The following is a 25,339-nucleotide window of genomic DNA, read 5'->3' as shown; positions in this document are numbered from 1 at the left end:
GCCGCCCGTACATGCCCTCCGGCGTGCCGACGGTCGCCAGCAGCGCGTCGATGATCACCGCGTCATCCACAGCGCGGTTGCTGGGCTGGGCGCGCTTCCACGCCCGGTAGGTTCGCGCGGCGACCTCCACGCCCTGCTCCCGCAGGACCTGGCAGACCGACTCGACCGCGCGGCCCTTGGCCCGCTGCTCGTCGATGAAGCCGACGATCAGCGGCGTCGGGGGTCGAGTTCCCCGGCGAAGAAAACCGCCGCGTCGCGCAGGATCGCGTTCGCCTCACGCAGCTCACGGTTCTCCCGCTCAAGCCGCCGCACCCGCTCCGACTCGCTCGTCGAGGCGCCCTGCCGTTCGCCGGCGTCGATCTGAGCCTGCCGCACCCATCGGCGCAGCGACTCGGCCCCGAAGCCGAGCCGTTTCGAGACCGTCTCGCACGCGGTCGTCAGGTTCGGGTACTCATCGAGATGGTCGAGCACGAGCCGGATCGCTCGCTGCTTCGTCTCCTCCGGGATCTGCTTCGGCATGATGACTATCTTCCTTCCAGACTCGAAAGGAACCGGCATCAAACCGGGGACGGTTCAGGTCCTTCGCGGGTCGTCGTGTGGCACGTCGATCGCCTCTACCGGCGACCCCGTGAGCTCGAGGACTTGATCGACCTCGTGGAGACGCATCCGATCCGCATTGAGGCGATCATGGGCGGTGCGTTCGACTTGAACACCCACGAGGGTCGGCTGATGGCCCGACAACTCGTCGCGATGGCGGCCTACGAGTCCGGACACAAGGCTGACCGCATTCGCCGCGCGAACCGGCAGAAGGCCGAACGTGGCGACTGGCACGGCGCAGCAAAGTTCGGGTACGGCACCGGCGGCGGTGCGGATCGTCCGGGCTTGCCGGGTAGTAGGCGTGCAGCCGGCCGGACGGGGTGCGCACGAGCGCGGCCCATCCGTCGACCAGGCCCTCGCGCTGCGCTCGCCCGAACGCGGCGTATCCGGTTCCGGCCGGGTGGACGTCGACGTCGACCACCTCGAAGCCCGAGACCGCGCCGGTCGGCACGCCGATGTTCGCGGTCGGCCAGCGCCGCCACCACGCGGCCACCTGTCGCAACTCGGCGCTCGCGTCATGGAACCCGTGCTCGGTGCGCGGCTCCTTCCCCAGACGCCGGCACGGGAAGACGGGGACGCCGGCCTGGGCGAACGACCTCGCCGCATCCGACAGCGGCATCGCCGCGGCGGCGCGTAGCACGGCGCCGATGTCCATAGCCGGCCTCCTCCCTACGCCCCCGATACCAGGGCTCGCTTCATGGCTTGCGACCATGAGGTGCGCGAGGTTCACCACGCAGCAGGCAGACGGACGATCAGCCAGTACGCCCGTCAGGCGCAGCGGTGGACCTGACGTATCAACCCGGCCTACCGGGAGGGCGCGGAGATCGTCTAGGAAAGCCGCCGAATGTGCGCGTCGCGGCGCGAATCACGCGACACCGCACGAGTTACGGGCTCAAGGACCGGAGTGAGGGCGCACACACCACGGCACGACTCGCACGGCATGGCGCCGGTGCAAGAAGGGTGCGGATGCCGCCGGTACTGCGTGGGGGTGATTCCGAAGCGCTTGCGGAACCATACTGCCGCAACTCGCGCGTCGTTCCATCCGACTTGCCGGGATGCATCGGCGATCGGCAGGTCGGTTTCCTCGATCAGTCGCGTGAACTCCGTCAGGCGGGTCTCGATGAGGAACCGCATGGGGGCGACACCGACCTGCTGGGTGAAAACGCGTGTGAGATGGGCGCGGGAGACGGCCACCTCCGCGGCGAGCCTGCCGACCGTCCACGGCTCGGTCATGCGCGAGCGCAGCAGGACGACCGAGCGGCGCACGGGGCGAGCGATTGGCGGCTGCGCGAGCCGGCCGCGCACCGGGAGGACGAACCTCTCGGGCACGGCGCCGTCGTCGGCGAGCAGCGTCGGTAGGGCAATCTCGACGGCGCGGGAGAACAGAGAGATCAGTCGGGTGGTCGCGACCTCCGGTGGCGCGGTCTCGTTCACGAGGCTGATCTGGCGCCACAGCGGTTCGATGCGGTGCAGGATGTCCACGCCAGGCTGCAGCACGAGTGCCGAGCCGTCCCAGGCGTCAGGATGCACGCCCGGACGGACGCGCGTGGTGTCGGCGAGCACCCATCGCATGTGGGAGCGGAGGAAGGACTCGTCGAAGTAGAGCGTCCATAGCCGCACAGTCGGGTCTGGGCGCCCTGAGCACCACATGCCGGCCCCGAGAGCCATCGCGTAGCCCGGTGTCAACTCGTGGATGCCTGTGGCTGTCTCAATGTGTGCGGCGCCCTCGAGGACGTGGACGATCTTGGCGTGCCCAAACACGGCGCGGTGGATGCGTTCGGCGCGCACGCTCTCCACAGCCGACAACGGCGGACCGGCCGGCCAATAACGTAGCCGCGGCCGGTATCGTCACGATCCCGCAGGGGTGGGACCGCATCCCGTCCGATCAATGGCGCCGTCACGCGTTCATCGACACGACCAGTTCCGTGGCCTCCGGAAGGTTGCGCCGTGGTCACGCCCGATAGCCGATGACAGTGGTCATGCCGGTTTCGGCGTGGTAGATGTTGTGGCAGTGGGCGACCCAGAGACCTGGGTTGTCAGCGTCGAAGTCGACGGTGAGGGCCTGCTTGGGCAGGATGATCGACGTGTCTTTCCGCGGGCCGCCACCTTCATGCTGGTAGGTGTGACCGTGTAGATGGAATGGGTGCCACATCTCGGTGTCATTAGTGATCGTGAACCGGACGCGTTCGCCTTCGCGGATCTCGTGCGCGCCGTCGAGGGGCTGATTCATATCGAACCGTCGCCCGTCGATGCCCCAGTCGTATTCGGCCATACCTCCGGTGAGAGTGATCGCCACGGTCCGATCAGGCTGCCGTGAGGACAGCGCAACGCTGCTATCTGACGTCAGCAGCTGTGCGGTCCCGATCCGGCTGCTAGTGAGCTCCGGGATGCTCACATCGGCCGTCGGTGCTGCCGCGGCGCTGCCGGTGCGGATGACGGCGAAACCGCGATCGCGTTTGCCCTCGGCCTGAGCGATGAGGGGGAACGCGCCGTCATCCAGGGTAATGATCGCGTCGTAGCGTTCGCCCATGCCGATGAGGATGCTGTCGACTTCGACCGGTTCCACGGGAATCCGTCGGTATTGGTGATGGTGAGCGTGTGACCGCCGATGGCGAGGCGGAACGCGGTGTCGCTGCCGGCGTTGATGATCCGCAGCCGCACCTTCTCGCCGGCCCGCCCGGTGAACTGGGTCGGGTCGGCGGGGGGCTTCCCGTTGACGAGGTAGAGGGGATAGTAGACGTCGCCGGCGTCGCCGCCGAGCAGGTCGGAGGTGGCGCCCATGAGGGTGTTGCCCATCCGCATGAACATGTCGCCCATCCCGCCCATGTCGCCCATCCCGGCGGACAGCTCGTCAAGGACGTCGTCGGGGGTGGCGGTGACGCCGTCGAGCCAGTCGTCGAGGATGATGACCCACTCGTCCTCGTAGCCGCCGGGCTCGGCGGGGTCCTCGACGATCAGCGCCCCGTACAGGCCACGGTCCAGCTGCACCCCGACGTGGGGGTGGAACCAGTAGGTGCCGGGATCGGGCGCGATGAACTCGTAGTCGAAACTGGCCCCGGCCTTGATGGGCTGCTGGGTGACCGGCGGGACGCCGTCCATGTCGTTGCGCAGCGCGAGCCCGTGCCAGTGCACGGAGGTGTCCGCCTCGAGCTGGTTCCGGACGGTGGCCTTCAGAGTGTCTCCGGCGCCGAGACGGATCACGGGCGCCGGAACAGACCCGAACGCCCAGGTCGGCGCGGTCGCCCCGGCTAGGTCCAGCACGGTCGGGGCGGCGGTGAGGGTCGCGGTGGTGACCTTCCCGGTGCCGCCGCGGCGCCGCTCGGCGCCTTGGACCTGGGCGCCGTCGGGCTGCACCCAGTTCGCCGCCGGCGCGCAGGCTGCCAGCGCGACCGTCGCGACGGCGCCAATGCTGACGCCGAGGAACCCTCGCCGAGTTAGGAGGAAGCGGGGGCGTGGGGCGGGCGACGGGTTCATCGTTGTTTCCTTTCCGGCCGGGAGCGCGGGCCGTGGTTTTCGTCAGGGAGGCCGTCCGGGTCGGACGTCGCATGATCGGCGGAGGCTCGTGGGGCACGATTGCCGGTTGCCGTGACGGCCGAGGGCTCTGAGCGCCTGGATCCGATGGCGAGCAACGCCATTGCGATCAGCACGATCACGGTCCCGATCCAGCCCCACAGGCCCGGGTCCTCGCGCAGGATCAGCAGCGACAGCAGGATCCCGAAGACCGGCACGAGCAGCGTCCACGCGGCGAGGAGGTCGAGCCGGGCACGTCCGATCTCGGTGAACCAGGCGACCGTGGTGGCGGCGGTGCCGACCAGTGATAGGAACAGCAGGGTGAGGATGAACCGGATGTTCCAGTCGATCGTGGGCGGCCCTTCTGTGACGGCTGCGGTGCCGGCGAGGATCGCACCTCCGATGAGCAGCTGAGCTGCCGCCACGATTCGGACGTCTGCGTGCACGATCCGGCCGATGAGGGTGCCGGCGGTGATCGCGGCGGCGGAGGTCAGTGAGAGCCACGCTCCGGTGCCGAGCCCGGAGGGAAGGACGATGATGAGTAGGCCGGTGAAGCCCAGGCCGATCGCGGCGATCGCGGCGGGGGTGGGACGCTCGCGGTAGAGCCACCACGCGGGCAGCAGGATCAGGATTGGCTGCGCGTTGGCGAGCACCGAGGCGATCCCGGTCGACAGTCCGGTCGCGGCGACGACCATCGTCGCGAATGCCAGGGCGATGTTCACCAGTCCGAGGCAGCCGATCAGTGCCCATGTCTTCGGGTCGCGGGGAAGAGGTGCCCGCTGGATGCCGGCGACGGTTGCGAGCGCGACCCCGGCGATGAGGGCTCTCAGTGCCGCGAGCCACAGCGGCGGGGCGTCTTGCAGGCCGACGGTGATCGCGACGAAGCACGACCCCCAGGCGAGCGTGACCCACAGCATCCGCAGCGGTCGGGGGTGCCCGTGCCGGCTGGCGTCCGCGAGGGGGCGGACGACGGTGTTCACGACGACTCTCGCGTGTCGGTCCCGCTGTCGCCCCCGTGGCGTCGATGATTCGAGTCGTGGGCGCCGGTGTGGTGGCGGTGGCCGAACAGGTGCATGGCGGCCATGCCGATGATCGCGACGTAGGGCAGCACTGCGACGACGTGGGGAAGGTGGTCGATGAACAGGTAGATCGCGATCCCGAGCACGGAGATCCCGATGATCAGCCACGCCGTCACAGGCATCCGTCGCCGCGGGTCGCCTTCGCCGGGATGGTCGGCGGGCGGTTGGTGGTCACCGGTCATGGTCGGGCTCCTCCGCCGGTGTGAGGAAGTCCTGGCGCATGCCGAGGCTCTCGTCGGTGAGGCGGATCGAGGTCGCGGCGTCGGGGACGGTGCCCGTCAGCGCGCGGATCGCGTCGATCGTCTCGGGCACGACGATGGCCTCGTTGTAGACCTGGTAGGCGAGGTAGGCCTCGCTGCCGTTCACGGTGACCAGGTCCTCCCACACGGCGACCTCCCACATGTCTCCCCGGGGGCGGCCGAGATCGCGCATCAGCTCGACGGTGGAGTTGAGGGCGACCAGGCCGTCGGACATCCGGATGAACGCGATGCGGGGCGCGGCGCGCAGGGCGTCCAGCACCTCGTCGCGGGTCGCCTCCCGGGTCAGTTGCAGCGTCCAGTAGTGGCTGTGGGTCTGCGTGTGGGCGCCTTTGGCGGCGATGGTGACGACATCGAGTCCGGGGAGCACGGTCTGTGCGTCGGGGCCCTGATGAGAGGGGATGGTCGGTTCTGGGACCATCGTGTTCATGATCCCGCCGAGGTGCGATTCCCACGGGTCGGTGGCGCGGCGGATGAGCACCCCACGGGCGCGCAGCAGGAGTCCGGCCGCATCCAGCGCGCCGAGGATCCGCACGATGCTGGTGGTGTTGCAGGAGACCACCCGGGTGCTGTCCCTGCCGATGGCGCTGGCGTAGTTGGCTTGGGCGACGAAGGAGTGGCCGGTGGTGGAGTGGGACTCGCCGCCTTGGAACACTGCCTTGACGCCGAGGGCGCGGTAGCGCTCCAGGTTTCCCGCTGCCACATGCTTGGGGGTGGTGTCGACGACGACGTCGCACTGCGCGAGAAGGTCGTCGAGCACTCCCTGTGCGGGCACGTCGGCGCCCCGCATGGCCTGCTGCGCCTCGATGGTGGAGGCGAACACGGGCAGGCGGTTCGCTGCGGACTTGATCCGCCAGTCGGTGGCGATGTCCGCGACGCCGACCAAGTCCATGTCCGACTGCAGCAGGACCGCGTCGGCGACGCGCTTGCCGATGACGCCGTAGCCGTTGACGCCGACTCGAATGGTGTTCATGTGCGTGCCTTTCTGATGAGGGATGGGAGCCGCGGCGGTCATCGCCGTCGCCGCGTGGTCCAGAGCAGGTAGCCGCCGAGTGCGGTGACCACGCTCGCGCCGGCGCCGATCATGACGCCTTCCCGCGAGCGCCATCTCGTGTTCCCGCTGACGAGTTCGCCGATGCCGTTGATCAGGGCGGCGGTGATCATGCCGGCGATCAGGCGATTGCCGATCCGTTCAGCCCGTCCCACGAGCGGTTCCAGTTCGGCCGCGCGCAGGTGCACCTCGAGGCCGCCGTTCTCCAGCACCCGCCGGAGCTGCTTGAGTGTTCCGGGCAGCTCGAGCAGCAGTGCTCCGGCATCCGCGGATGCCTGTGCCCAGCGTTTCGCCAGGGCGGGGAGGGAGAACTGTCGCTGCACGATCCGCTCCGAGAAGGGGGTGAGCGCCTGCAGCATCTCGAACTCGGGGTCGAGCCGTGCCGCCAGTGCCTCGCCCATCATCAGGACCTTGAACAGCAGAGCGGTCTGCTGCGGCAGCTGGAGGTGGTGGTGTCGCAGCAGGGCGAGCAGCTCTCCGAGCAGGTGGCTGAGGTTAATGTCGGACAGGGGGCGTCCGAGATACCGCGACACGAAGACGTCCAGGGAGCGGCCGAGCTCGCCGCGGTCGGAGGTGTTCTTGGTGATCGAGAGCGCGAGCAGGGCGGTGGCGAGCGCGTTGGAGTCTCCGCGGGTGAAGGCGAGCAGCACGTCGGAAAGCTGCTCGGTGACCTCTTCGTCGAGTTGGCCGACCATGCCGAAGTCGATGAGGGCGATGGATCCGTCGGTTTGGATGAACAGGTTGCCCGGGTGCGGGTCGGCGTGGAAGAAGCGGTTCTCGAACACCATGGTGAGGATGAGGTCTGCGCCTCGCCTGGCCAGCTGGTTCCGGTCGATGCCGGCCGCGTCCAGGGCGGGCAGGTCGTCGACTCGGATGCCGTGCATCCGTTCCAGGGTCAGCACGCGTGACGTGGTCGTCTCCCAGAACACCTGGGGGACGGCGACGTCGGGTGAGTCGGCGAAGTCGGCGGCGAACCGCTCCGCGTTCCGGCCCTCCTGCAGATAGTCGAGCTCGGCGCGCAGCGTGCGGGAGAACTCCTCGACGATGCCCGGCAGGTTGTACTGGCGGGCGGCATCCCACCGCTTGTCGGCGCGCTCGGCGAGGTTCTGCAGGATCTCCAGGTCTTCGTGGATCTGGGCGACCGCGCCGGGTCGGCGGACCTTCACGACGACCTGGGTGCCGTCGTGAAGGGTCGCGGCGTATGCCTGCCCGATCGACGCGGCGGCCAGCGGTTGCGGGTCGAACTGTGCGAAGAGCTGTTCGGGGTCCGCGCCGAGCTCCTCGCGGATCACCGCCTTCATCGGCTCCCAGGCCTCGGGCTGCGCGGCGTCCTGAAGCTTGACCAACTCGGCGAGGTAAGCGGCGGGCAGCAGGTCGTTGCGGGTGGACAGCAGCTGGCCGAGTTTGATGAAGGTCGGTCCGAGCTCCTCGAGGGCGAGTCGGAGGTGTTCCGGACTGGCGTAGGGCTCGTCCCGGCGCGCATGCCCGAGAACGCCTTTGTTGAAGGGAATCCACTTCTCCAGTCCGAGCAGCCCGAGGCCGAGCCCGAGTCCGTGGTGCTCGAGGATGGTGGCGATGCGCCGATACCGGCTCCGATGCGTGCTCATCAGTCGAGGCCTCCTTCGCGGTTGGTCGCGTCGCGGACCGAGGTGTCCGGGCCGATCGCGAACGTCTTGGTCTGTCCGGCCGAGAGCGGCACGGCGACCGCGCCGACGCGCACGTGGATCGCGGGTGCTGAGCCGGCGTGCACGCGAAGCTCCAGGCTGCGGTCACGGAGCATCACGTCGACGAGGTGGCCGCGGTATCGGATCTGGAACCCGACCCGGGTGAGGTTCGGCGGCAGTCGGGGGGCGAAGACGAGCTCGTCGTCACCGAGGGCCATGCCGGCGAACGAGCGGACGGGCAGGTCGATGGTGCCGGCCATCGCGCCGAGGTGGATCCCTTCGCGGGTGGTGCCGCCCTGGGAGTCGTCGAGATCGGCGATCAGCGCCTCGCGGAACGCGATCCAGGAGCGGGACGGGTCGATGCCGGCCAGGACGGAGGCGTTCACGACTCGGCTGAGCGTCGACCCGTTGGCGGTGCGGGCGAGGTAGTACTCGACCGTGCGGGTCAGGTCCTGCTCGGAGAACGGGTAGCCGAGCGTGGCGAGCTGCGCCCGGAGCCCGTCGTGACCGAGCAGGTAGACCAGCATGACGACGTCGGGCTGCTTGGCGAGCTTGTACCAGTTGGTGCTGTCGTTCTCGGACTCGAGGATGAGATCGAGCCGGCCGATGTTCCCGTACTCCTCGCGGTAGTGGTCCCAGTCCAGCTCCTGCAGGCTCTCGTAGCCGTCGAACTGGGTGAGGATGCCGTCGCGGTGGAACCCCACCGCCAGTCGTGTGCTGAGCCGGGCCCATCCCGCGATCTCCTCGTCGGTGACGCGGAGCCGGTCGCGGAGGCCCTCGCCGCGGTGCCCGTGGAGCAGGGCGAGTGTCCGGGCCGCTCGCGTGGCGACCCAAGAGGCGAGGACGTTGGTGTACGTGTTGTCGCGCAGGCCGCTGCCGGGAGCGTCCGGGGCGCCGTCGTGGAACTCGTCGGGTCCCATCACCCCGGCGATGTGGAAGCGGTCGGTGGCAGTGTCGTGCTCGGCGAGCGAGGCGAACAGGCGGGTGACCTCGATGATGAGCTCGCCGCCGCGTTCGGCGAGCCACTCGAGGTCGCCGGTGGCCTGGTAGTGCTGCCAGGCGTTGTAGGCGATGGCGAGGCCGACGTGGCGTTGACGGTGGGAGTTGTCCGGCATCCACCGACCGGAGCGCGGGTTGTAGAGCGCCTCGGGCGTCTCCTCGCGACCGTCGCTGCCGCTCTGCCAGGGGAAGAGGGCTCCGCGGAGTCCGGCGGCGGTCGCCGCGGCGCGGGCGGCGTCCAGTCGCCGCCAGCGGTAGTCGATCAGCGCCCGGCTGATCTCGGGCGTGCGCAGAGCGATCACGGGCAGGACGAACACCTCGTCCCAGAAGACGTGCCCCCGATACCCCTCGCCGTGCAGGCCGCGGGCGGGCACCCCGGCGTCGAGCTCGACGGTGTGCGGCGAGAGGGTCTGGAGCAGGTGGAAGACGTGCAGGTTCAGGATGAGTCGGCTGTGCGTGTCGGCGTCCAGGGTGACCGCGAAGCGTTCCCAGAGTCGCCGCCACGCCGCCGCGTGGCGTTCCCGCAGCGCCTCGACGTCGCCACCGCGTTCGGTGAGCAGGGTCAGGGCGGCACCACCCGGCTCGCTGATGGCCCGATCGTGGGAGGTGTAGATCGCGGCCGTCTTGGTGAGGGTGACCGGTCGACCCTGCTCCAGAGGGATGCGCAGCTCCCGGGTGGGCTGCGATGGCGTGTCGATGCGGTGATCGGTCGCGCTGTCGGTTCCGGTGAGGGTCGTGCGGACGGCGGTGGCGATGTGGACCCGGCTCTGTCGGGTCCGCACCTCGCAGAGGGTGGTGTCGCCGACGTGGCGGAACGTCGGCTGCGTGAGGTGGGTGGCGTCCGATCCGAGGTACGCGGCCACGTTGCTGTTGCGCACGCCGGCGTCGATCCCGGCGCGAAGGGTGACCGTGCCGCTCCAGTCGGGGGCGGTGAGCGTGGTTTCCAGCACGGCAAGGTGAGGTTCGTCCAGGGAGGTGAACGTCGTCTGCACGAAGTCGAGTCGATCCCCGTTCGGAGCGGTGAGGACCGCGCGGCGGACGACCAGGCCGCGGCGCAGGTCGAGCTCGCGTCGTTCGCTGTGCGCGACGACCTGGCCGGTGGACAGCCACGGCCCGCCTCCGATGCGGAGGTCCACCGGAAGCCAGTTGGGCGTGTTGACGAGATGCTCCTCCTCGAGCTCGCGCCCGTGGATGGTGCTCGCCAGTCGGTTGTACACGCCGGCGAGGTAGGTGCCGGGATAGTGGATGCCGTCGTCGTGGTGCTCGGGCCGGGCGCCACGGGTGGCCATGTAGCCGTTCCCCAGCGCGGTGAGCGCCTCCCGGTGCCCTTCGTGCGCGGGGTCGAAGCCGTCGTAGACCAGCTGCCACGGATCCGTGGTGGAGACGCCCAGGTCGAGCTCGGCGACATCGGCCAGGACGAGGTCGGCGCCCGCGGCCTCGAGCTGCTCCCGCGCTCCGGCGCGGTCGATGCCGACGACGAAGCCGAAGCCTCCGCGCCTCGCGGCCGCTACGCCGGCGACCGAGTCCTCGACGACCGCGGTGCGGGCCGCGGCGACACCCAGTCGCCGGGCCGCCTCCACGAACATGGCGGGATCCGGCTTGCCTTTCAGGTGATGCGTGAGCGCGATCCGGCCGTCCACCACGGTGTCGAAGCAGCCGGCCAGTCCTGCGGCGGCGAGCATCTGCTGCGCGTTCCGGCTCGCGGTGACCAGCCCGACCGGCACGGCCGCGTCCCGCAGGCGATGCAGCAGCGCCGCGGTGCCCGGATAGACGCGCAGCCCACGGGTGCCCAGCTCCGCCAGGAACAGCTCGTTCTTGCGCGCCGCGAGCCCCGCGATCGTCCACGCCGTTGGTGGGTCGTCGGGATCTCCGGCGTCCAGGGCGATCCCACGGGTCGCCAGGTACGCCGATACCCCGTCCTCGCGGGTTCGCCCGTCCACATAGCGGCGGTAGTCGGCGACCGGGTCGAAGGTCGTCTCGGGGTCGTCCACCTGCACACGCGGGTCTCGCAGCACCTCGTCGAACAGCTGCTTCCACGCGGCGGCATGGATCGCGGCGGTGTTCGTGACCACGCCGTCCATGTCGAACAGCACCGCGTCGTAGACGGCATCGAGGTGGTGAGTCCCGTGCTCTGCCGACCGCGGAGTCATCGCGGCGCCTCGCGTCCGGTCATGAGGCGCCGCCGGGCGTCGACGCCGGGGCGAGGCTGCTCGCCTCTGCCGGGGCCGCGGGGGCCTGCTGGGCGGGCAGCCGGAGCCGCTTGAGCAGGAGCGCGTTGACGGCGACGATCACGCTGGAGCCGGACATGCTGATGGCGGCGATCTCGGGGGTGAGCATGATCCCGAACGCGGGGTAGAACACGCCGGCGGCGATGGGCAGCGCGATGGCGTTGTAGCCGATGGCCCAGCCGAGGTTCTGCCGCATCTTCCGCAGCGTGCCCTTCCCGATCTTCAGCGCGATCGCGACATCGAGCGGGTCGGAGCGCATCAGGACGACGTCTGCGGTCTCGATGGCGACGTCGGTGCCGGCGCCGATCGCGATGCCGAGGTCCGCCTGGGCGAGGGCGGGGGCGTCGTTGACGCCGTCGCCGACCATCGCGACCTTCTTGCCGGATGCCTGGAGCTCGGCGATCTTGGCGGACTTGTCCTCGGGGAGCACGTCGGCGATCACGGTGTCGATGCCCAGCAGCGAGGCGATGCGCTCGGCGGTGGGCTTGTTGTCGCCGGTGAGCATCGCCACCTCGATGCCCTGCTCGTGGAGTGCGTCGATCGCGGCTTTCGCGGTGTCGCGGGGGGCGTCGGCGAGGGCGATCACGCCGGCGATCTGCCCGTCGACGGCGAACATGATCGCGGTGCGGCCGCCGTCTGCGAGGGCCTGCTGCTGCGAGACGACCGGGCCGGTGTCGATGCCCTGCGCGGCCATCAGCCGGGCGTTGCCGAGCACCACCTGCCTTCCGTCGACGGTGGCGATCGCGCCCTGCCCGGTGACGTTGCGGAACGCGGACGCGGTGCGACGCGGGATGTTCCGGCTCTCGGCGTATGTGACGATCGCCTTGGCCAGCGGGTGCTCCGACTCCCGCTCGAGCGCCGCGGCGAGGGCGAGTAGCTCGAGGTCGTCCATGCCGATGGGGATGTAGTCGGTGACCTCGGGCTCGCCCTTGGTGAGAGTGCCGGTCTTGTCCAGCACGACGGTGTCGATATGCGCGGCGGTCTCGATGCCGGTGGCGTTCTTGAACAGGACACCACGCTTGGCGCCCAGGCCGGTGCCGACCATGATCGCGGTCGGGGTGGCGAGCCCGAGGGCGTCGGGGCAGGTGATAACGACGACGGTGATCGCGAACAGGATCGCCATCGGCACATCCGCCCCGGCGAGGAACCACACCAGGAAGGTCAGAGTGCCTCCGACGAGGGCGAGCAGGACGAGCCAGAACGCGGCCCGGTCGGCGAGACGCTGCCCAGGGGCCTTGGAGTTCTGCGCCTCCTGCACCAGCTTCACGATCTGCGCCAGCGCCGTGTCGGCGCCAACCTTCGTGGCGCGCACCCGGAGGGTGCCGACGGTATTCACGGTCGCGCCGATCACCTCCGAGCCGGGCGCCTTCTCGACCGGCATGGATTCGCCAGTGACCATCGACTCGTCGATCTCGGACTCGCCGTCCTCGACGACGCCGTCGGTGGGGACCTTCGCGCCGGGGCGGATGAGCATGAGGTCCCCGGGGACGACCTCGGAGGTGGGGATCTCGACCTCCTCGCCGTCGCGGAGGACGACCGCGCGGGCGGGAGCGAGCTCCAGCAGCCGTCGGATGGCGTCGTTCGCGCCGCCCCTGGCGCGCATCTCGACCCAGTGGCCGAGGAGCACGAAGGTGGCCAGCACGGTCGCCGCCTCGTAGAAGACCTCGCCGCCGCCGGTGAGGGTGATGATCAGGCTGTAGATCCAGCCGGTGCCGACGCCGACCGCGACCAGCACCATCATGTCGAGGGTGCGGGCCCGCAGGGCTCGGTAGGCGCCGTCGAAGAAGATCCAGGCCGAGTAGAAGATCACCGGCAGCGACACGATCAGCATGAACACGTCGTCGCGCAGCCCGAACGGGGCCGGCACTTCGAAGCCGATCACCTCCCGGCCGATCGGGGACCAGAGGGTGATCGGGATCGACAGGATCAACGCGACCAGGAACCGGTTGCGCATGTCCCGGATCATCGCGTCCATCGACATGCCGCCGTGATGCCCGCCGTGGCCCATCACATCCTGCGCGCTGCGGCCGGCCGGCTGAGCCCCGTGATCGTGTCCGCCCTCGGTGGCCGGAGCGTGACCGGCATGCGCGCCGGCGTCCATGGCGGAGTGGTCCGCGTGGTCCGCTGCCGGGTGCGGGTGCTCGTGCCCCGCCGGGGTGTCATGACCGGTGGAGACCGCGCGTCCCTCGTGCTCGGCGTGGTCGTGGTGGTCGGCGTGCTCGTGAGGTTCGTGGGCGGGGTCGCAGATGTGGTCCGGGACGGATCGCCCGGCGCAGTGGTAGCCGCATTCGATCACCCACTTCTGCAGGTGCGCGACCGAGGTGGTCTGCGGGTCGTAGGTGACGGTCGCGGTCTGGGAGACCGGGTTCGCGTCGACGGACAGGACGCCCGGCTGGCGGGCGAGGTGGGCTTCGGTGACGTTCTTGGAGGTCGCGCGGATCATGCCGCTGACCTGCAGGGTCACGGTCCTGGTGTCGGTCATCGGATTTCCTTCGCGGTGGAGGGGCGGTTCAGGTCGGTGTCGGGGTGGGGCCAGCGCCAGTCGGCGACGGCGGGGATGTCGGTGCCATGCTCGCGGGTGTGGGCGCGGGCGCGCAGGCGGGCGTCGACGAGTTCCTGCCGCAGCTGCGCGTGGGTCGCAGCAAGGCCCGGGACGTGGTCGAGGACGTCGATCGCGAGCCGGTAGCGGTCGAGGTCGTTGAGCATGACCATGTCGAACGGGGTCGTGGTGGTGCCCTTCTCCACGAAGCCGTGCACGTGCAGGTTCTGGTGCCCGGCGCGCTTGTAGGTGAGACGGTGGATCAGCCACGGGTAGCCGTGGTAGGCGAAGATCACCGGCTTGTCGGGGGTGAAGATCGCGTCGAACTCCCGGTCCGGAAGCCCGTGCGGGTGCTGGTCCTCGGATTGCAGACGGGTCAGGTCGACCACGTTCACGACCCGCACGGACAGGCCCGGGATGTGCTCGCGCAGCAGCGCGGCCGCGGCGAGCACCTCGAGGGTGGGCACGTCGCCGGCGGCGGCGAGCACCACGTCCGGCTCGTTCCCCTCGGTCTCGGTGCCGGCCCAGGGCAGGATGCCCAGGCCCCGGGTGCAGTGCTCGATCGCCTCGTCCATGGTGAGCCACTGCGGGGCGGGCTGCTTTCCGGCGACGACGACGTTGATGTAGCCGGTGGAGCGCAGGCAGTGGTCGTAGGTGGATAGCAGGGTGTTCGCGTCGAACGGGAGGTAGACGCGGACGATGTCGGGGCTCTTGTTCAGGGCGAGGTCGATGAACCCGGGATCCTGGTGGCTGAACCCGTTGTGGTCCTGCCGCCAGACGTGGCTGGAGAGCAGGTAGTTGAAGCTCGGCACCGGTTCCCGCCAGGGCACCTCGCTGGCGGCTTCGAGCCATTTGGCGTGCTGGTTGAACATCGAGTCGACGATGTGCGTGAACGCCTCGTAGCAGTTGAACAGGCCGTGCCGGCCGGTCAGGACGTACCCTTCGAGCCAGCCCTGGCACTGGTGCTCGCTGAGCACCTCCATCACCCGCCCGGTCGGCGCCAGATGCTCGTCCACCGGCAGCACGGCCGCGTTCCACTGCTTGCCGGTGGCCTCGAACACGGGCGGGGCGAGCCGGTTGGAGGCGGTCTCGTCGGGGCCGAAGATGCGGAAGTTGTCCGGGTTGTGCCGGATCACGTCGGCGAGCCATTCGCCGAGCACCCGGGTCGCCTCCCCGGTTTCCGCGCCTCGCGCCTCGGGGTCGACCGGGTGGGCGTGGTCCCGGAAATCGCCCAGGCGCAGCGGGACGGTCAGCTGCCCGCCGTTCGCGACCGGGCTCGCGCTCATCCGCCGCACTCCCGCCGGGGCGACCGCGACCGTGGCGGGGAACGGGGCGCCGTCGGCGTCGAAGAGCTCGTCGGGCCGGTAGGAGGCCAGCCAGTCCTGGAGGATCTGCAGGTGCTCGGGGGTGTCGCGGACCTCGGCGAGCGGCACCTGGTGGGACCGCCAGGTGCCCTCCACGGGGAGCCCGTCGATCACCGGCGGGCAGGTCCAGCCTTTCGGGCTGCGCAGCACGATCGCTGGCCACGCAGGCCGGCCCTCCAGGGTGCCGGCCGCCGCGGCGGTCTTGATGTCCGCGATCCGGTCCAGCACCTCGTCCAGCACGCCGGCGAACCGGGCGTGGGACTCCTGCGGGTCCTCGCCGTCGAAGCCGACGGTGACCACGAACGGCTCGTGGCCGTAGCCGCGCAGCAGCGCGACCAGCTCGTCCTCGGGGATGCGGGACAGCACCGTCGGGTTGGCGATCTTGTACCCGTTCAGGTGCAGGATCGGCAGCACCACCCCGTCCGCGGCGGGGTTGAGGAACTTGTTGCCGTGCCACGCGGTCGCCAGCGGCCCGGTCTCCGCCTCCCCGTCGCCGATCACACAGGCGACCAGCAGATCCGGGTTGTCGAACGCGGCGCCATAGGCGTGGACAAGGGAATAGCCGAGCTCGCCGCCCTCGTTGATCGACCCCGGCGTGTCCGGGGACGCGTGCGAGGGGATGCCGCCGGGAAAGGAGAACTGCCGGAACAGCGCCCGCAGTCCCTCCTCGGTGCGGTCGATCCGCGGGTACAGCTCCGTGTACGTGCCGTCCAGGTAGGCGTTGGCGACCATGCCCGGCCCGCCGTGCCCCGGCCCGGTCACGTACAGGGTGTTCAGGTCCCGATCGGTGATCGCCCGGTTGAGGTGGGCGTACAGGAAGTTCAGACCCGGGGTGGTGCCCCAGTGCCCCAGCAGCCGCGGCTTGATGTGCTCCGCGGTGAGCGGGTCGCGCAGCAGCGGGTTGTCGAGCAGGTAGATCTGCCCGATGCTCAGGTAGTTCGCCGCCCGCCACCACGCATCCACCTCCTCCAGTCGGTCCAGGGTGACGTCGGTGGTGCGGTGGGCCCAACGGGCCGCTGCGGTGCTCATGGCAGGACTCCTCGCGGTTCGCGGCCGAGGCCGCCGAATGTGGTCATGGTGATAGCGGTCATTGTGCGGTCCCTGTCGGGAGGACGACGGTGGTCTCGGTGCCGTGGATCCAGACGACGCCGCGGTCGTCGACGAGCACGACCGCCCCATCTGCGTTCCCGAGCGCCTGGACGGTGCCCGTGGCGGCACCGACGCTGTCCCAGGATCCGGTGCCGGTGAGTCGCCAGAGGGTGCCGTCGGTGTCGACGCCGACCAGCCCGCCCGTGGAGTCCGCCTCCACCAGGTAGAGCGGCGGCGCATCCGCGACGAGGTCGAAGGTGGCGCCCGCATCCCGGCTCTCCTGCAGGCCCTGCCGCGTCGCGGCGTAGAGGATGCCGTCGGTGGTGACGGTCAGGTCGGCGGCGGGGAGCTCGGCGCCGTCGATCCAGGTGGTCCCGCCGTCGGTGCTGGTGCGGATGGTGATCGAGCTGGACCCGATCCCGTGGATCGCACGGTCTCCGGCGGTGAGGACGTGGAAGTCCTCCTGCCCGGTAAACGCGACCGGCTCCCAGGTGGTCCCGGCGTCGGTGCTTCGGATGAGTCCCAGGTTGTGCTTGCCGAGCTCCGCCGGGGTGTTCGGTCCGGGGTGCCCGGAGGCGTAGAGGACGTCGCCGTCGGCGGTCAGGCCCATCGCGTCGAAGTCCGCGCCTCCCAGGGGGCCGGAGATGTCGCCGGTGTCGGTGAGGGTGTAGAGGCCGATGTGGGTGCCCAGCAGCACGGTGCTCCCGCCGAGGTCGACGATGCCGTGCACATGACCGAGACCCGTGTCCGGGGCGGGTGCCGAGATGGCGGTCGGCGTGGAGGTGCAGCCGGTCAGCAGCAGCCCCGCGGCAGCGGCGACGGCAGCGGCCGTGATCGTGGTGGCGTTGCTGCTCATGCGATCGCCTGGATGAAGAGGATGGTCGCCGCGGACAGGATGATCAGGGCGAGGATGATGCCCACGAAGCACGCGGCCAGAGTCCGGGAAGTCATGATGGGCCTTTCGACGGGCCGGCGCTGTCCAGGTCAGGGGTGGTCGGCCCCGCCCGAGGGGTTCGGGTCAGAGGGTGGCGAGGATGTCCTGCATGGTGGTGATCTCGGCGGTCTGTCCGTCGATGATCTGCTGGGCGAGCGCGGCCACGTCCGGGTTCTCGCCGTTGTTCAGCACCATCTGGGCCATGGTGACGGCGCCCTGGTGGTGGCCGACCATGCCCTCGAGGAACAGCCGGGTCGCCTCGACCCCGGTGGCGGCGTCCAGGGCGGCCATGTCGTCGTCGGACATCATCCCGTCGCCGTGGTCCATGCCGCCCATCCCGCCCATCCCGCCCATGTCGGACATGGAGTCGTCGTAGGGGATTCCCCAGTCCTCGAGCCAGCCCTTCATGGTCTGGATCTCGGGGCCTTGGGCGGCTTTGATCTGCTCGGCGAGGGTCACGACCCGCTCGTCGATGCCGTCCTTGGCCAGGATCTGATCGGCCATCTCGATGGCCTGTTCGTGGTGCGGGATCATCATCGTGACGAACATCTCGTCAGCGGAGTTGAACGATGCCTGCTCGGAGGGGGCGGGGGTGCTGCTGGTCATGCCGCCGGGGCCGTGGTCCATGCCGGGCATGGATCCGTCGGTGGGCGCGCAGCCGGCGAGCACGAGCGCGGCGGCGAGCGCGGCGGTGCTCAGCGCGAGAATGCGGAAACGCATGGGTGGGTGTCCTTGTCTAGTCAGTCGAATGGTGAGTTGATTCCCGAGCCGTATGCGGGCACGGCGCAGCATCTCCCGGCACAGCGGCGACGGGAGGGCGGGGAATCAGGTTCGACTGATCGACAGGACGATGAGGGAAGGTGGTCGGGGGTGCGGTAACGCGGTGAGCACATTCCGCCCGTGCAGGTGTAGCAGGGCGAGGACGGTGCCCAGGGGGGCCAGCAGCGCCGGGGCGAGCAGCACGATGGTGGCGGCCAGCAGCGCCAGCACGCACGCCATCATCAGCATCGAATGGTCCGGCATTCCGCCCGAGCTGTCGCAGTCGCCCTCGCAGTGCCCGCCCGAAGCCTCGGTGCCTGTCCCGATGGTGTTCTCGAGCATGCTCCCGGTCGCGACGGTGCCGCCCAGGTCAGAGTCGGGCGCGGCATGGACGGCTTCAGAGGCCGCTGCGGGGGTGTCGGCGTGCCCGCTGGTGAGCGTGCCGGTGAGGGTGTGCATGGCCAGCAGGCCGGCGATCAGCAGGAGCGCGGTCGCGAAGGTCAGCAGCAGCCGGTGCAGCCCGGATGGGGCGTGCACCAGGGTTCGGATGTGGTTCACCGCCGACCTCCTTCCCGCGTCCAGCGTACCCCGGTGTGCCCGGATCCCCGCCGGCGCCGATCGGGCGCACGGCGGTCCTGCCCAGCCTGGTCGCCCGACCGACGCCTGACCAGGGGCGATGGTCCCGGATGGGGACCGGTGCGCGGCAACCGGCTCATCGGCGGCCCGTTCCGGCACGGTGGGCCTTCTCCATCAGAGCCAGCAGCCCGAGGGTGTCGTCCTTGATCTGGGTGCGACCGACGACGGCCCAGTTGCGGGCGAGGTGATCGCGGAGATAGTCGAGGATGTGCTCGAGGGGGACGGTGTGCCAGGAGCCGGACCGATGGGGGCGGGCGGTGTTGCCGAACGCGACCGTGCGGATCAGGTGGCCCTCCGGGGCGAGGACCTGCCCGGCCGTCAGCAGCTCCTGGACGAGGGCGGGCGCGTCGGCGGGGGTGCAGCAGCCGAACCGAGCGAACGCGGCCTCCAGCACCGCGGGGTCGCGCATCGCGGGGTTTAGCTTCGGGGCGCCCTCCTTGACCTCGCCGACGATCATGTCCGGCGCCCCGGGGCGGGCGCCGAGGGCCGGGTCGGGGTCGTCGCCGGGGATGTGGTGCAGTCGGATCGCGAGGATGTCCAGGTCGGTGACGGTGCGCGGCCCGTCCGGACCGGTCGCGTCCAGCACCGGGTACTCGGCGACGGTGAAGTACCCGTTCACCCGCAGGTAGGCCTGCACCAGACCGACCGCTGTATCCATCCCGCGCCCCCTTTCCCTGCCGTCGTGGGTCAGGCGGCGTTGGCGTAGCGGGCGGGGTCGCCGTCGAACAGCGGCCCGCACTCGGGGCAGCAGAACCAGTACCGCGCGCCTTCGTAGTCACGGAACAGGCCGCGCTTCTCTGCCCACGCCGGGTCGACCTGATTGCCGGGCATGACCGGGCAGGTGACGAGGTTGGTCGCCCCGGCCGGGGGCTCATGGTGATGGTGCTCGTGGGATCCGTGATCGTGCGCGGCGTGCTCGTGGCCGGTGTGGTGCTCGTGGTCGTGCGTCATGGCGGTCTCCTTGCGTGGGTGTCAGGCGTGGACGGGGGTGGTGTCGCGGCTGGGCGTCAGGACGGTGGGCGTCGGGGCGGGCAGGAGGCGGAAGCGGCGCAGTCGGAGGCTGTTGGTGACGACGAACACGCTGCTGAACGCCATCGCGGCGGCGGCGAGGATGGGGTTGAGCAGGGCGAGCATCGCGACCGGGATCGCGGCGACGTTGTACGCGAACGCCCAGAACAGGTTGCCCTTGATGGTGCCCAGGGTGCGGCGGGCGAGCCGGATCGCGTCCGGGACCAGGAGCAGGTCGCCGGAGACGATGGTCAGGTCCGCGGCGGTGATGGCCGCGTCGGTGCCGGTGCCCATTGCGATGCCGAGGTCCGCTTGGGCGAGGGCGGCGGCGTCGTTCACGCCGTCGCCGACCATCGCGACCACCCGTCCGGATGCCTGCAGCTCGCGGATGGTGTCGAGTTTGCCCTGCGGGGTGACTCCGGCGCGGACGTCCTCGATGCCGGCGTCGTCGGCGATGGTGCGGGCGGCGCCGGGGTTGTCGCCGGTAAGCAGGATCGGGGTCAGCCCGAGCCCGCGCAGTCGGGCGATGGCCTCACGGCTGGTGGGCTTGATGGTGTCGGCGACGCTGATCGCGCCGCGCGCCTGCCCGTCCCACGCCACGACGGTCACGGTGGCGCCCGCGGCCTCGTCGGCCGTGATCGTCGCGGCGAGCTCGTCGGGGATCGCGATCGCCCATTGCCCGGTGATCCAGGTGGCGCGGCCGGCGGCGACCATGCGGCCGTCGACGATGCCCTGCACGCCTTGACCGGCCTCGGCGGCGAATGACTCCACGGCATCCGTCGGGCCGTCGGCTGCGGCGGTGATGGCGCGGCCGATGGGGTGCTCGGAGCCGTGCTCGAGCGCCGCGGCGAACCGGATCAGCTCCGCCTCATCGGTGCCGGGAGCGGGGTGGATGCCGGTGACGGTCATGGTGCCGGCGGTGATGGTGCCGGTCTTGTCGAGCACGACGGTGTCGATGCGGCGGGTCTGCTCGAGCACCTGGGGTCCGCGGATGAGGATGCCCAGCTGGGCGCCGCGGCCGGTGCCGACCAGCAGAGCGGTCGGCGTCGCCAGCCCCAGCGCGCACGGGCAGGCGATGATCAGGGTGGTCACCGCGGCGGTGAAGGCGACCTCCAAGGGCGCCCCCGCGATCAGCCACCCGGCGAACGCGGCCAGGGCGAGGACAATGACGATGGGGACGAAGACGGCCGACACCCGGTCGGCGAGGCGCTGCACCTGGGCCTTGCCGGTCTGCGCCTCCTCGACCAGCCGCGCCATCCGGGCCAGCTCGGTGTCGGCGCCGACGCGGGTGATCTGCACGAGCAGGCGCCCGCCGGTGTTCACAGTCGCGCCGACCACGCGGGAGCCGGGGGCGACCTCGACCGGCACGGACTCGCCGGTCAGCATCGACTCGTCCACCGCGGACATTCCCTCGGTGACGAGGCCGTCGGCGGGGATCTTCTCACCCGGCCGCACCACCACGACATCACCCGGAACGAGCTGTGCGACGGGGACGCGCTGCTCAGTGCCTTCGCGGAGGATCACTGCGTCCTTGGCGCCGAGCTCCAGCAGGGCGCGCAGGGCCTCGCCGGACTGCCGCTTGGCACGAACCTCGAGGTAGCGGCCGAGGAGGATGAACACGGTCACCAGCGCGGCGACCTCCAGGTACACCTCGTGGCCACCGGCCTGCGGGGTGCCGACGAAGGTGACGCTCATCCGCATTCCCGGCATCCCCGCACCGCCGAAGAACAGCGCGTACAGCGACCAGCCGAACGCGGCCAGCACCCCGACGCTGATCAGAGTGTCCATCGTCGCCGCCCCGTGCCGGGCATTGATCGCCGCGGCGCGGTGGAACGGCCACGCCCCCCACACCACCACCGGCGCGGCCAGGGTGAGCGTGAGCCACTGCCAGTAGGTGAACTGCAGGGCGGGGATCATCGACAGCACCGCGACCGGCACCGCCAGCACCGCCGAGACGATCAGCCGCTGCCGCAGCGACGCCAGCTCATCGTCCCGCGGGATGGTCTGCTCAGCCGTGTCGGGCACAGGCGGGGCTGGGAGGCTCGCTCCGTACCCCGCCTGCTCGACCGCCGCGATCAGCTCCTCCACCGGCACCGGGGCCTCCGAGTGCACGCGGGCCTTCTCGGTGGCGAAGTTGACCGTCGCCTCCACCCCGGGCAGCTTGTTCAGTTTCCGCTCGACCCGCGTCGCGCACGACGCGCAGGTCATCCCGGTGATGTCGAGATCGACGTCCAGCGTGCTCATGAGGCTGCGGCGAGGCTGTACCCGGCCTCCTCGACCGCCTCCCGCACCCGCTCCGCGTCCACCGGGGCGGTGCTGGACACGGTCACCGTGGACACGCCGCCGGCGTGCAGGTCGACCTCGACGCCGGAGACCCCGTCGATCGCGGAGACCTCCTCGGTGACGCTGCGCACGCAGTGCGAGCACGTCATCCCCTCCACCAGGAACTGCGCCGACACCTCGCCCGATGCCGGTTGCGCCGTCGCGGAGGCGGTGGTGTTGGCCGTGGCGGCGTGGGAGGTGGGGGCGCAACAGGCGCAGCCACCGCCGTTCGTCGCCTGCAGGCCGAGGTCCTGGAATCCTTGTCCGGTCATGTTGTGCTCCTTTCGTGAGCGTGTCGATGCGTGTGGTGTGAACGTTCTAGGAGCGGACCAGCCGCGCGATCGCGGCGTTCGCCTCGCGGAGCTTCTCCTCCGCGACCGGGCCGCCCTGCGCGGTCGCCTGCGCGACGCAATGCCCGAGATGGTCCTCCAGCAGCGTCAGCGCGACCGACTCCAGCGCCTTCGTCGCCGCCGAGACCTGGGTCAGGATGTCGATGCAGTACACGTCCTCGTCGACCATCCGCGCGATCCCGCGCACCTGCCCCTCCGCCCGACGCAACCGCGCCAGCAGCGTCTGCTTGTCATCCACGTATCCGTGTGCCATCTCAGCCACCTCCGACGTCGATCGGATACCCTCTAGGGGTATAAGGCACTTCGTGAAGAGGATATTCCCGGAGCGGGCAGAGCGAAAGGGCGAACGTGACCAACTGGTACGTCATCACCGGGGGGCCCAGCTCGGGCAAGACCACCACCGTGAACCTGCTGCGGGACCGCGGCTACACCACCACCATCGAGCATGCCCGGCACTATCTCGACCTGCAGCGCATCGCCGGCCGCACCGTCGAGGAGGTCCGGGCGAAGCAGCGGCAGTTCCAGCGCGGCGTCCTGGACATGCAGCTCGCGGAGGAAGCTGCCCTCGACCCGGACGCCACCGTGTTCCTCGACCGGGCCGTCCCCGACTCCCTCGCCTACTACCGCTTCCTCGATCTCGAGCCCGACCCCGCCCTGCTCACCGCGCTCGAGCACGTCGACTACCGCACGACGTTCATCCTCGACCTGCTGCCCCTGGCCGCCGACTACGCCCGCACCGAGGACACCGCCGCCCAGCAGCGCATCCACGAACTGCTGACCCAGGTGTACGAAGCGCTGCCCTTGCCGGTCGTGCGGGTTCCGGTCCTCAGCGCCGACGAGCGGGTGCAGTTCATCCTGGACCGGCTCTGACCGCGAGCTGCTGCGGCAGCGTCGCGACCGTGCCGTGCACCGTGAGCGCACCCGACGCGGGCGAGAGCTCGCCGGCGATGAGCCGCAGCAGCGTGGACTTGCCGGAGCCGTTGCGGCCGACGAGGCCCGTGCGGCCGTGGCCGAGCGCGCCGGTCACCGCGTCGAGCGCGACCGTGCCGTCGGGCCAGGCGAAGGAGACGCGCGCGAGCGCGATGGCGGTGTGTGCCAAGCGGAGACCTCCGAGAGCGTGGATGCGCTGACGGATGCGTCGACGGTGCGTGTGCCGTCGGGTCAGCGCGGAGTCGCGGCTCCCGTGCTGTCGGTCATGCTCTGGTCTCCTCGAGCGAAGTGCGCCGGCGCTGACACCGCCGACGATTGCGCAGGCGACGGTACCGGAACCTCCGCGCATCGGCAACGGTCGGGCTCGCGGGGCTACCCTGGTCGCCATGGCCGCGGACGAGGAGCTCGACGCCCTCGTCGACCGCGTCCCGCTCGGCGAGAGCCGCTTCGAGATCGACGGCCGCGCGTGGAGCATCACTCGTGTCGACCGCGCGGGCGGTCGCTCGAGCACGATCGACGGCGAGGAGCTCGGCGGCCGGGCGCGCATGAGCGCGAACGTGTGGCGCACGAGCGGCGGCACGCGGCTCAAGCCGTGCGAGATGCCCGCCGAGCAGGTGCTCGCGGTGCTGCGCGCGCTGCCGGAGCGCGACGAGCGCTGACCTGCCGCTGCGGACAGGGCGGATGTGTCAGCGCGGCGGCTCGGGATCGGTCACGTCGGCGACCTGGGCGCCCAGGTGCGCGACGAGGGCGTCGCCGTCGACCGTCGCGGCGACGCCGTGGGCGCCCGCGCCGATCGAGACCCGGCGGCCGAGGATCCGCTCGTCGGCGATCACCGGGAGCGGCGTCGTCGTGCCGAACGGCGTGATGGTGCCGCGGCGGAAGCCGGTGACCTCGAACGCGACGTCGGCGTCGGGCATCGAGAGCCGGTTGACGCCGAGTAGCTCGCGCAGCTTCGGCCACGCGATCGCGCGGTCCCCGGGCACGAGCACGAGCAAGTGGTCGCCCTCGCCGCGCCGCACGACCATCGTCTTCACGATGGCTGCGGGCTCGACCCCGCGCGCGGCCGCGGCCTCGGCGAGCGAGCCGACCCTGCCGTGCCGCGTGATCTCGTGCTCGAGCCCCGAGGCGGCGAGCGCGTCGAGGGCGGGGTTCGACTCGGCCATGCCCCAAGGCTACGCGGCCGAGGTCGCGAGCCGGCCCCGAGCATCCATCGAATCGCGACCGGTGCGCTACCGCCTCCGGGGTGCTGGTATGCCCGCACCGATCGGGCGGTTCCGCACCCGCTGGCGCCGAGCAAGCGCGGTCAGGCGGGAGCGGAGCCGGCGCTCGCCGTGAGCGCCTCGACGAGCGATGCGGCGCTCGGATGCGCCGCGATGCCCGCGACGCGCAGGCCGAGCGCCCGGCAGTCCTCGGCGGTCTGGTCCCCGATCGCGACGACGCGCGCGTCGAGCGGCAGCTCGAGCCGCGCGACCTCCCGCGCGATCGAGCCGGAGGTGACGAGCACGGCGTCGACCGGCGCATCGCCGACCGCCGCCAGGAGCCGGTCCCGCGACTCGAATGCCGGCACGGTGCGATAGGCGACGACGTCGGTCACGCGCATGCCGTGCTGGCGGAGCCCGTCGGCGACCGTCGGCCGCGCGTCGAGCGCGCGCGGCCAGAGCGCGCTCCCCTCTCGGTGCGGCCACTCGTCGACGAGCCCGGCCGCCGACTGCCGCGCCGGCACGAAGTCGACCGGCACGCCGCGCTCCCGCAGCGCCGCGGCGGTCGCGACGCCGACGGCCGCGACGCGCACGGAGCCCGGCACCGACGGCAGCACCGGCACGGTCGACCGGCTCGTCACGACGAGCCAGTCGAAGCCGCCGTCCGCGAGCCGCGCGAGCGCGCGGCCGAGCGCATCCTGATCCTCGGCCGGCTCGGTCCGCACGAGCGGCAGCACGAGCGGCTCGAAGCCCGCCGCCGACGCGAGCCGGGCGACCTCGTCGCCCCAGCGGCCGCCGCGCGGGATCAGGACGCGCATCGTCGG

At 70.8% G+C, this 25,339-nt stretch carries 23 protein-coding genes and 3 pseudogenes; 3 read left to right on the top strand and 23 right to left on the bottom strand.

What is annotated here, in order from left to right; translation table 11 throughout:
• Positions 1-207: 207 nt before the first annotated feature.
• Entirely contained in the window at positions 208-519 is a 312-nt protein-coding gene (locus L332_RS23155; RefSeq protein WP_021009488.1) for a transposase, read from the bottom strand.
• Between L332_RS23155 and L332_RS30980 the strand changes: the two are divergent.
• Positions 460-768, top strand: a pseudogene (locus tag L332_RS30980) (recombinase family protein); the annotation flags it as partial. The gene L332_RS23155 and the pseudogene L332_RS30980 sit on opposite strands and share 60 nt — an antisense overlap.
• On the opposite strand, the gene L332_RS29845 reads toward L332_RS30980, so the two are convergent.
• The 19 genes and pseudogenes from L332_RS29845 to L332_RS23065 form a co-directional block, all read right to left on the bottom strand.
• On the bottom strand, positions 686-1,216 hold the full coding sequence (locus tag L332_RS29845) for a bifunctional DNA primase/polymerase (RefSeq protein ID WP_407637628.1): 531 nt from the start codon (positions 1,214-1,216) through the stop codon (positions 686-688). The pseudogene L332_RS30980 and the gene L332_RS29845 sit on opposite strands and share 83 nt — an antisense overlap.
• A 209-nt stretch (positions 1,217-1,425) precedes the next feature.
• A complete protein-coding gene (locus L332_RS29460; protein WP_021010680.1) occupies positions 1,426-2,385 on the bottom strand; it encodes a helix-turn-helix transcriptional regulator in 960 nt (319 codons plus the stop codon).
• A 163-nt stretch (positions 2,386-2,548) separates the two neighbouring features.
• On the bottom strand, positions 2,549-2,893 hold the full coding sequence (locus L332_RS31010) for a multicopper oxidase domain-containing protein (RefSeq protein WP_021065013.1): 345 nt from the start codon (positions 2,891-2,893) through the stop codon (positions 2,549-2,551).
• Between the two features lie 225 nt (positions 2,894-3,118).
• A pseudogene (locus L332_RS31005) lies at positions 3,119-4,071 on the bottom strand (multicopper oxidase family protein); the annotation flags it as partial.
• A complete protein-coding gene (locus L332_RS23135) occupies positions 4,068-5,087 on the bottom strand; it encodes a DMT family transporter (protein WP_021010679.1) in 1,020 nt (339 codons plus the stop codon). The gene L332_RS23135 and the pseudogene L332_RS31005, both read right to left, overlap by 4 nt.
• Positions 5,084-5,302 carry a DUF2933 domain-containing protein gene (locus L332_RS23130; RefSeq protein ID WP_021010678.1) on the bottom strand — a complete coding sequence of 73 codons (219 nt, stop codon included), beginning with the start codon at positions 5,300-5,302 and terminating at the stop codon, positions 5,084-5,086. The genes L332_RS23135 and L332_RS23130 overlap by 4 nt, the downstream gene beginning before the upstream one ends.
• Before the next feature lie 55 nt (positions 5,303-5,357).
• Complete coding sequence (locus L332_RS23125; RefSeq protein WP_021010677.1) at positions 5,358-6,416, bottom strand: type II glyceraldehyde-3-phosphate dehydrogenase; 1,059 nt, start codon at positions 6,414-6,416, stop codon at positions 5,358-5,360.
• Positions 6,417-6,454: 38 nt separating this feature from the next.
• Positions 6,455-8,101, bottom strand: coding sequence for an ABC1 kinase family protein (locus L332_RS23120; RefSeq protein ID WP_021010676.1), 1,647 nt, complete (start codon positions 8,099-8,101; stop codon positions 6,455-6,457).
• The gene (locus tag L332_RS23115) at positions 8,101-11,307 is read right to left on the bottom strand and encodes an HAD-IA family hydrolase (protein WP_021010675.1); all 3,207 of its coding nucleotides are present in this window, start codon (positions 11,305-11,307) and stop codon (positions 8,101-8,103) included. Before L332_RS23115 ends, L332_RS23120 begins: the two co-directional genes overlap by 1 nt.
• A 19-nt stretch (positions 11,308-11,326) precedes the next feature.
• Positions 11,327-13,867, bottom strand: coding sequence for a heavy metal translocating P-type ATPase (locus L332_RS23110; protein ID WP_021010674.1), 2,541 nt, complete (start codon positions 13,865-13,867; stop codon positions 11,327-11,329).
• On the bottom strand, positions 13,864-16,317 hold the full coding sequence (locus tag L332_RS23105) for a phosphoketolase family protein (protein WP_021010673.1): 2,454 nt from the start codon (positions 16,315-16,317) through the stop codon (positions 13,864-13,866). Before L332_RS23105 ends, L332_RS23110 begins: the two co-directional genes overlap by 4 nt.
• A 58-nt stretch (positions 16,318-16,375) precedes the next feature.
• The gene (locus L332_RS23100) at positions 16,376-17,233 is read right to left on the bottom strand and encodes a F510_1955 family glycosylhydrolase (RefSeq protein ID WP_021010672.1); all 858 of its coding nucleotides are present in this window, start codon (positions 17,231-17,233) and stop codon (positions 16,376-16,378) included.
• A 162-nt stretch (positions 17,234-17,395) separates the two neighbouring features.
• Positions 17,396-18,031: a DUF305 domain-containing protein gene (locus L332_RS23095; protein WP_021010670.1), complete on the bottom strand. Its 636-nt coding sequence runs from the start codon at positions 18,029-18,031 to the stop codon at positions 17,396-17,398.
• 105 nt (positions 18,032-18,136) lie between these two features.
• Positions 18,137-18,628 carry a DUF6153 family protein gene (locus L332_RS23090; protein WP_021010669.1) on the bottom strand — a complete coding sequence of 164 codons (492 nt, stop codon included), beginning with the start codon at positions 18,626-18,628 and terminating at the stop codon, positions 18,137-18,139.
• Positions 18,629-18,782: 154 nt separating this feature from the next.
• Positions 18,783-19,364, bottom strand: coding sequence for a hypothetical protein (locus tag L332_RS23085; RefSeq protein WP_021065011.1), 582 nt, complete (start codon positions 19,362-19,364; stop codon positions 18,783-18,785).
• 29 nt (positions 19,365-19,393) lie between these two features.
• Positions 19,394-19,657 carry a YHS domain-containing protein gene (locus tag L332_RS23080; protein WP_021010667.1) on the bottom strand — a complete coding sequence of 88 codons (264 nt, stop codon included), beginning with the start codon at positions 19,655-19,657 and terminating at the stop codon, positions 19,394-19,396.
• A gap of 21 nt (positions 19,658-19,678) precedes the next feature.
• The gene (locus tag L332_RS23075; protein WP_021065010.1) at positions 19,679-21,958 is read right to left on the bottom strand and encodes a heavy metal translocating P-type ATPase; all 2,280 of its coding nucleotides are present in this window, start codon (positions 21,956-21,958) and stop codon (positions 19,679-19,681) included.
• Positions 21,955-22,308, bottom strand: coding sequence for a heavy-metal-associated domain-containing protein (locus L332_RS23070; protein ID WP_021010665.1), 354 nt, complete (start codon positions 22,306-22,308; stop codon positions 21,955-21,957). Before L332_RS23070 ends, L332_RS23075 begins: the two co-directional genes overlap by 4 nt.
• Before the next feature lie 46 nt (positions 22,309-22,354).
• On the bottom strand, positions 22,355-22,639 hold the full coding sequence (locus L332_RS23065; protein ID WP_031223754.1) for a metal-sensitive transcriptional regulator: 285 nt from the start codon (positions 22,637-22,639) through the stop codon (positions 22,355-22,357).
• A 95-nt stretch (positions 22,640-22,734) separates the two neighbouring features.
• Between L332_RS23065 and L332_RS23060 the strand changes: the two genes are divergently transcribed.
• Positions 22,735-23,256 (top strand): AAA family ATPase, encoded by a 522-nt coding sequence (locus L332_RS23060; protein WP_021010663.1) that lies wholly within the window; start codon positions 22,735-22,737, stop codon positions 23,254-23,256.
• Here L332_RS23060 and L332_RS30745 read toward each other — a convergent pair.
• Positions 23,255-23,485 (bottom strand): annotated as a pseudogene (locus tag L332_RS30745) (ATP-binding cassette domain-containing protein); the annotation flags it as partial. The gene L332_RS23060 and the pseudogene L332_RS30745 overlap by 2 nt on opposite strands.
• Before the next feature lie 217 nt (positions 23,486-23,702).
• Here L332_RS30745 and L332_RS23050 point away from each other — a divergent pair.
• Positions 23,703-23,975 carry a hypothetical protein gene (locus L332_RS23050; protein WP_021010661.1) on the top strand — a complete coding sequence of 91 codons (273 nt, stop codon included), beginning with the start codon at positions 23,703-23,705 and terminating at the stop codon, positions 23,973-23,975.
• 27 nt (positions 23,976-24,002) lie between these two features.
• Here L332_RS23050 and L332_RS23045 read toward each other — a convergent pair whose 3' ends face one another.
• Positions 24,003-24,479 (bottom strand): aminoacyl-tRNA deacylase, encoded by a 477-nt coding sequence (locus L332_RS23045; RefSeq protein ID WP_021010660.1) that lies wholly within the window; start codon positions 24,477-24,479, stop codon positions 24,003-24,005.
• A gap of 140 nt (positions 24,480-24,619) precedes the next feature.
• The gene (locus L332_RS23040) at positions 24,620-25,333 is read right to left on the bottom strand and encodes a uroporphyrinogen-III synthase (protein ID WP_021010659.1); all 714 of its coding nucleotides are present in this window, start codon (positions 25,331-25,333) and stop codon (positions 24,620-24,622) included.
• Positions 25,334-25,339: the final 6 nt, after the last annotated feature.

This window comes from Agrococcus pavilionensis RW1 (assembly GCF_000400485.1).
Classification (GTDB): domain Bacteria; phylum Actinomycetota; class Actinomycetes; order Actinomycetales; family Microbacteriaceae; genus Agrococcus; species Agrococcus pavilionensis.
The sequence above is the reverse complement of the archived record's forward strand: the minus strand, read 5'-3'. Positions and strand labels throughout refer to the sequence as shown.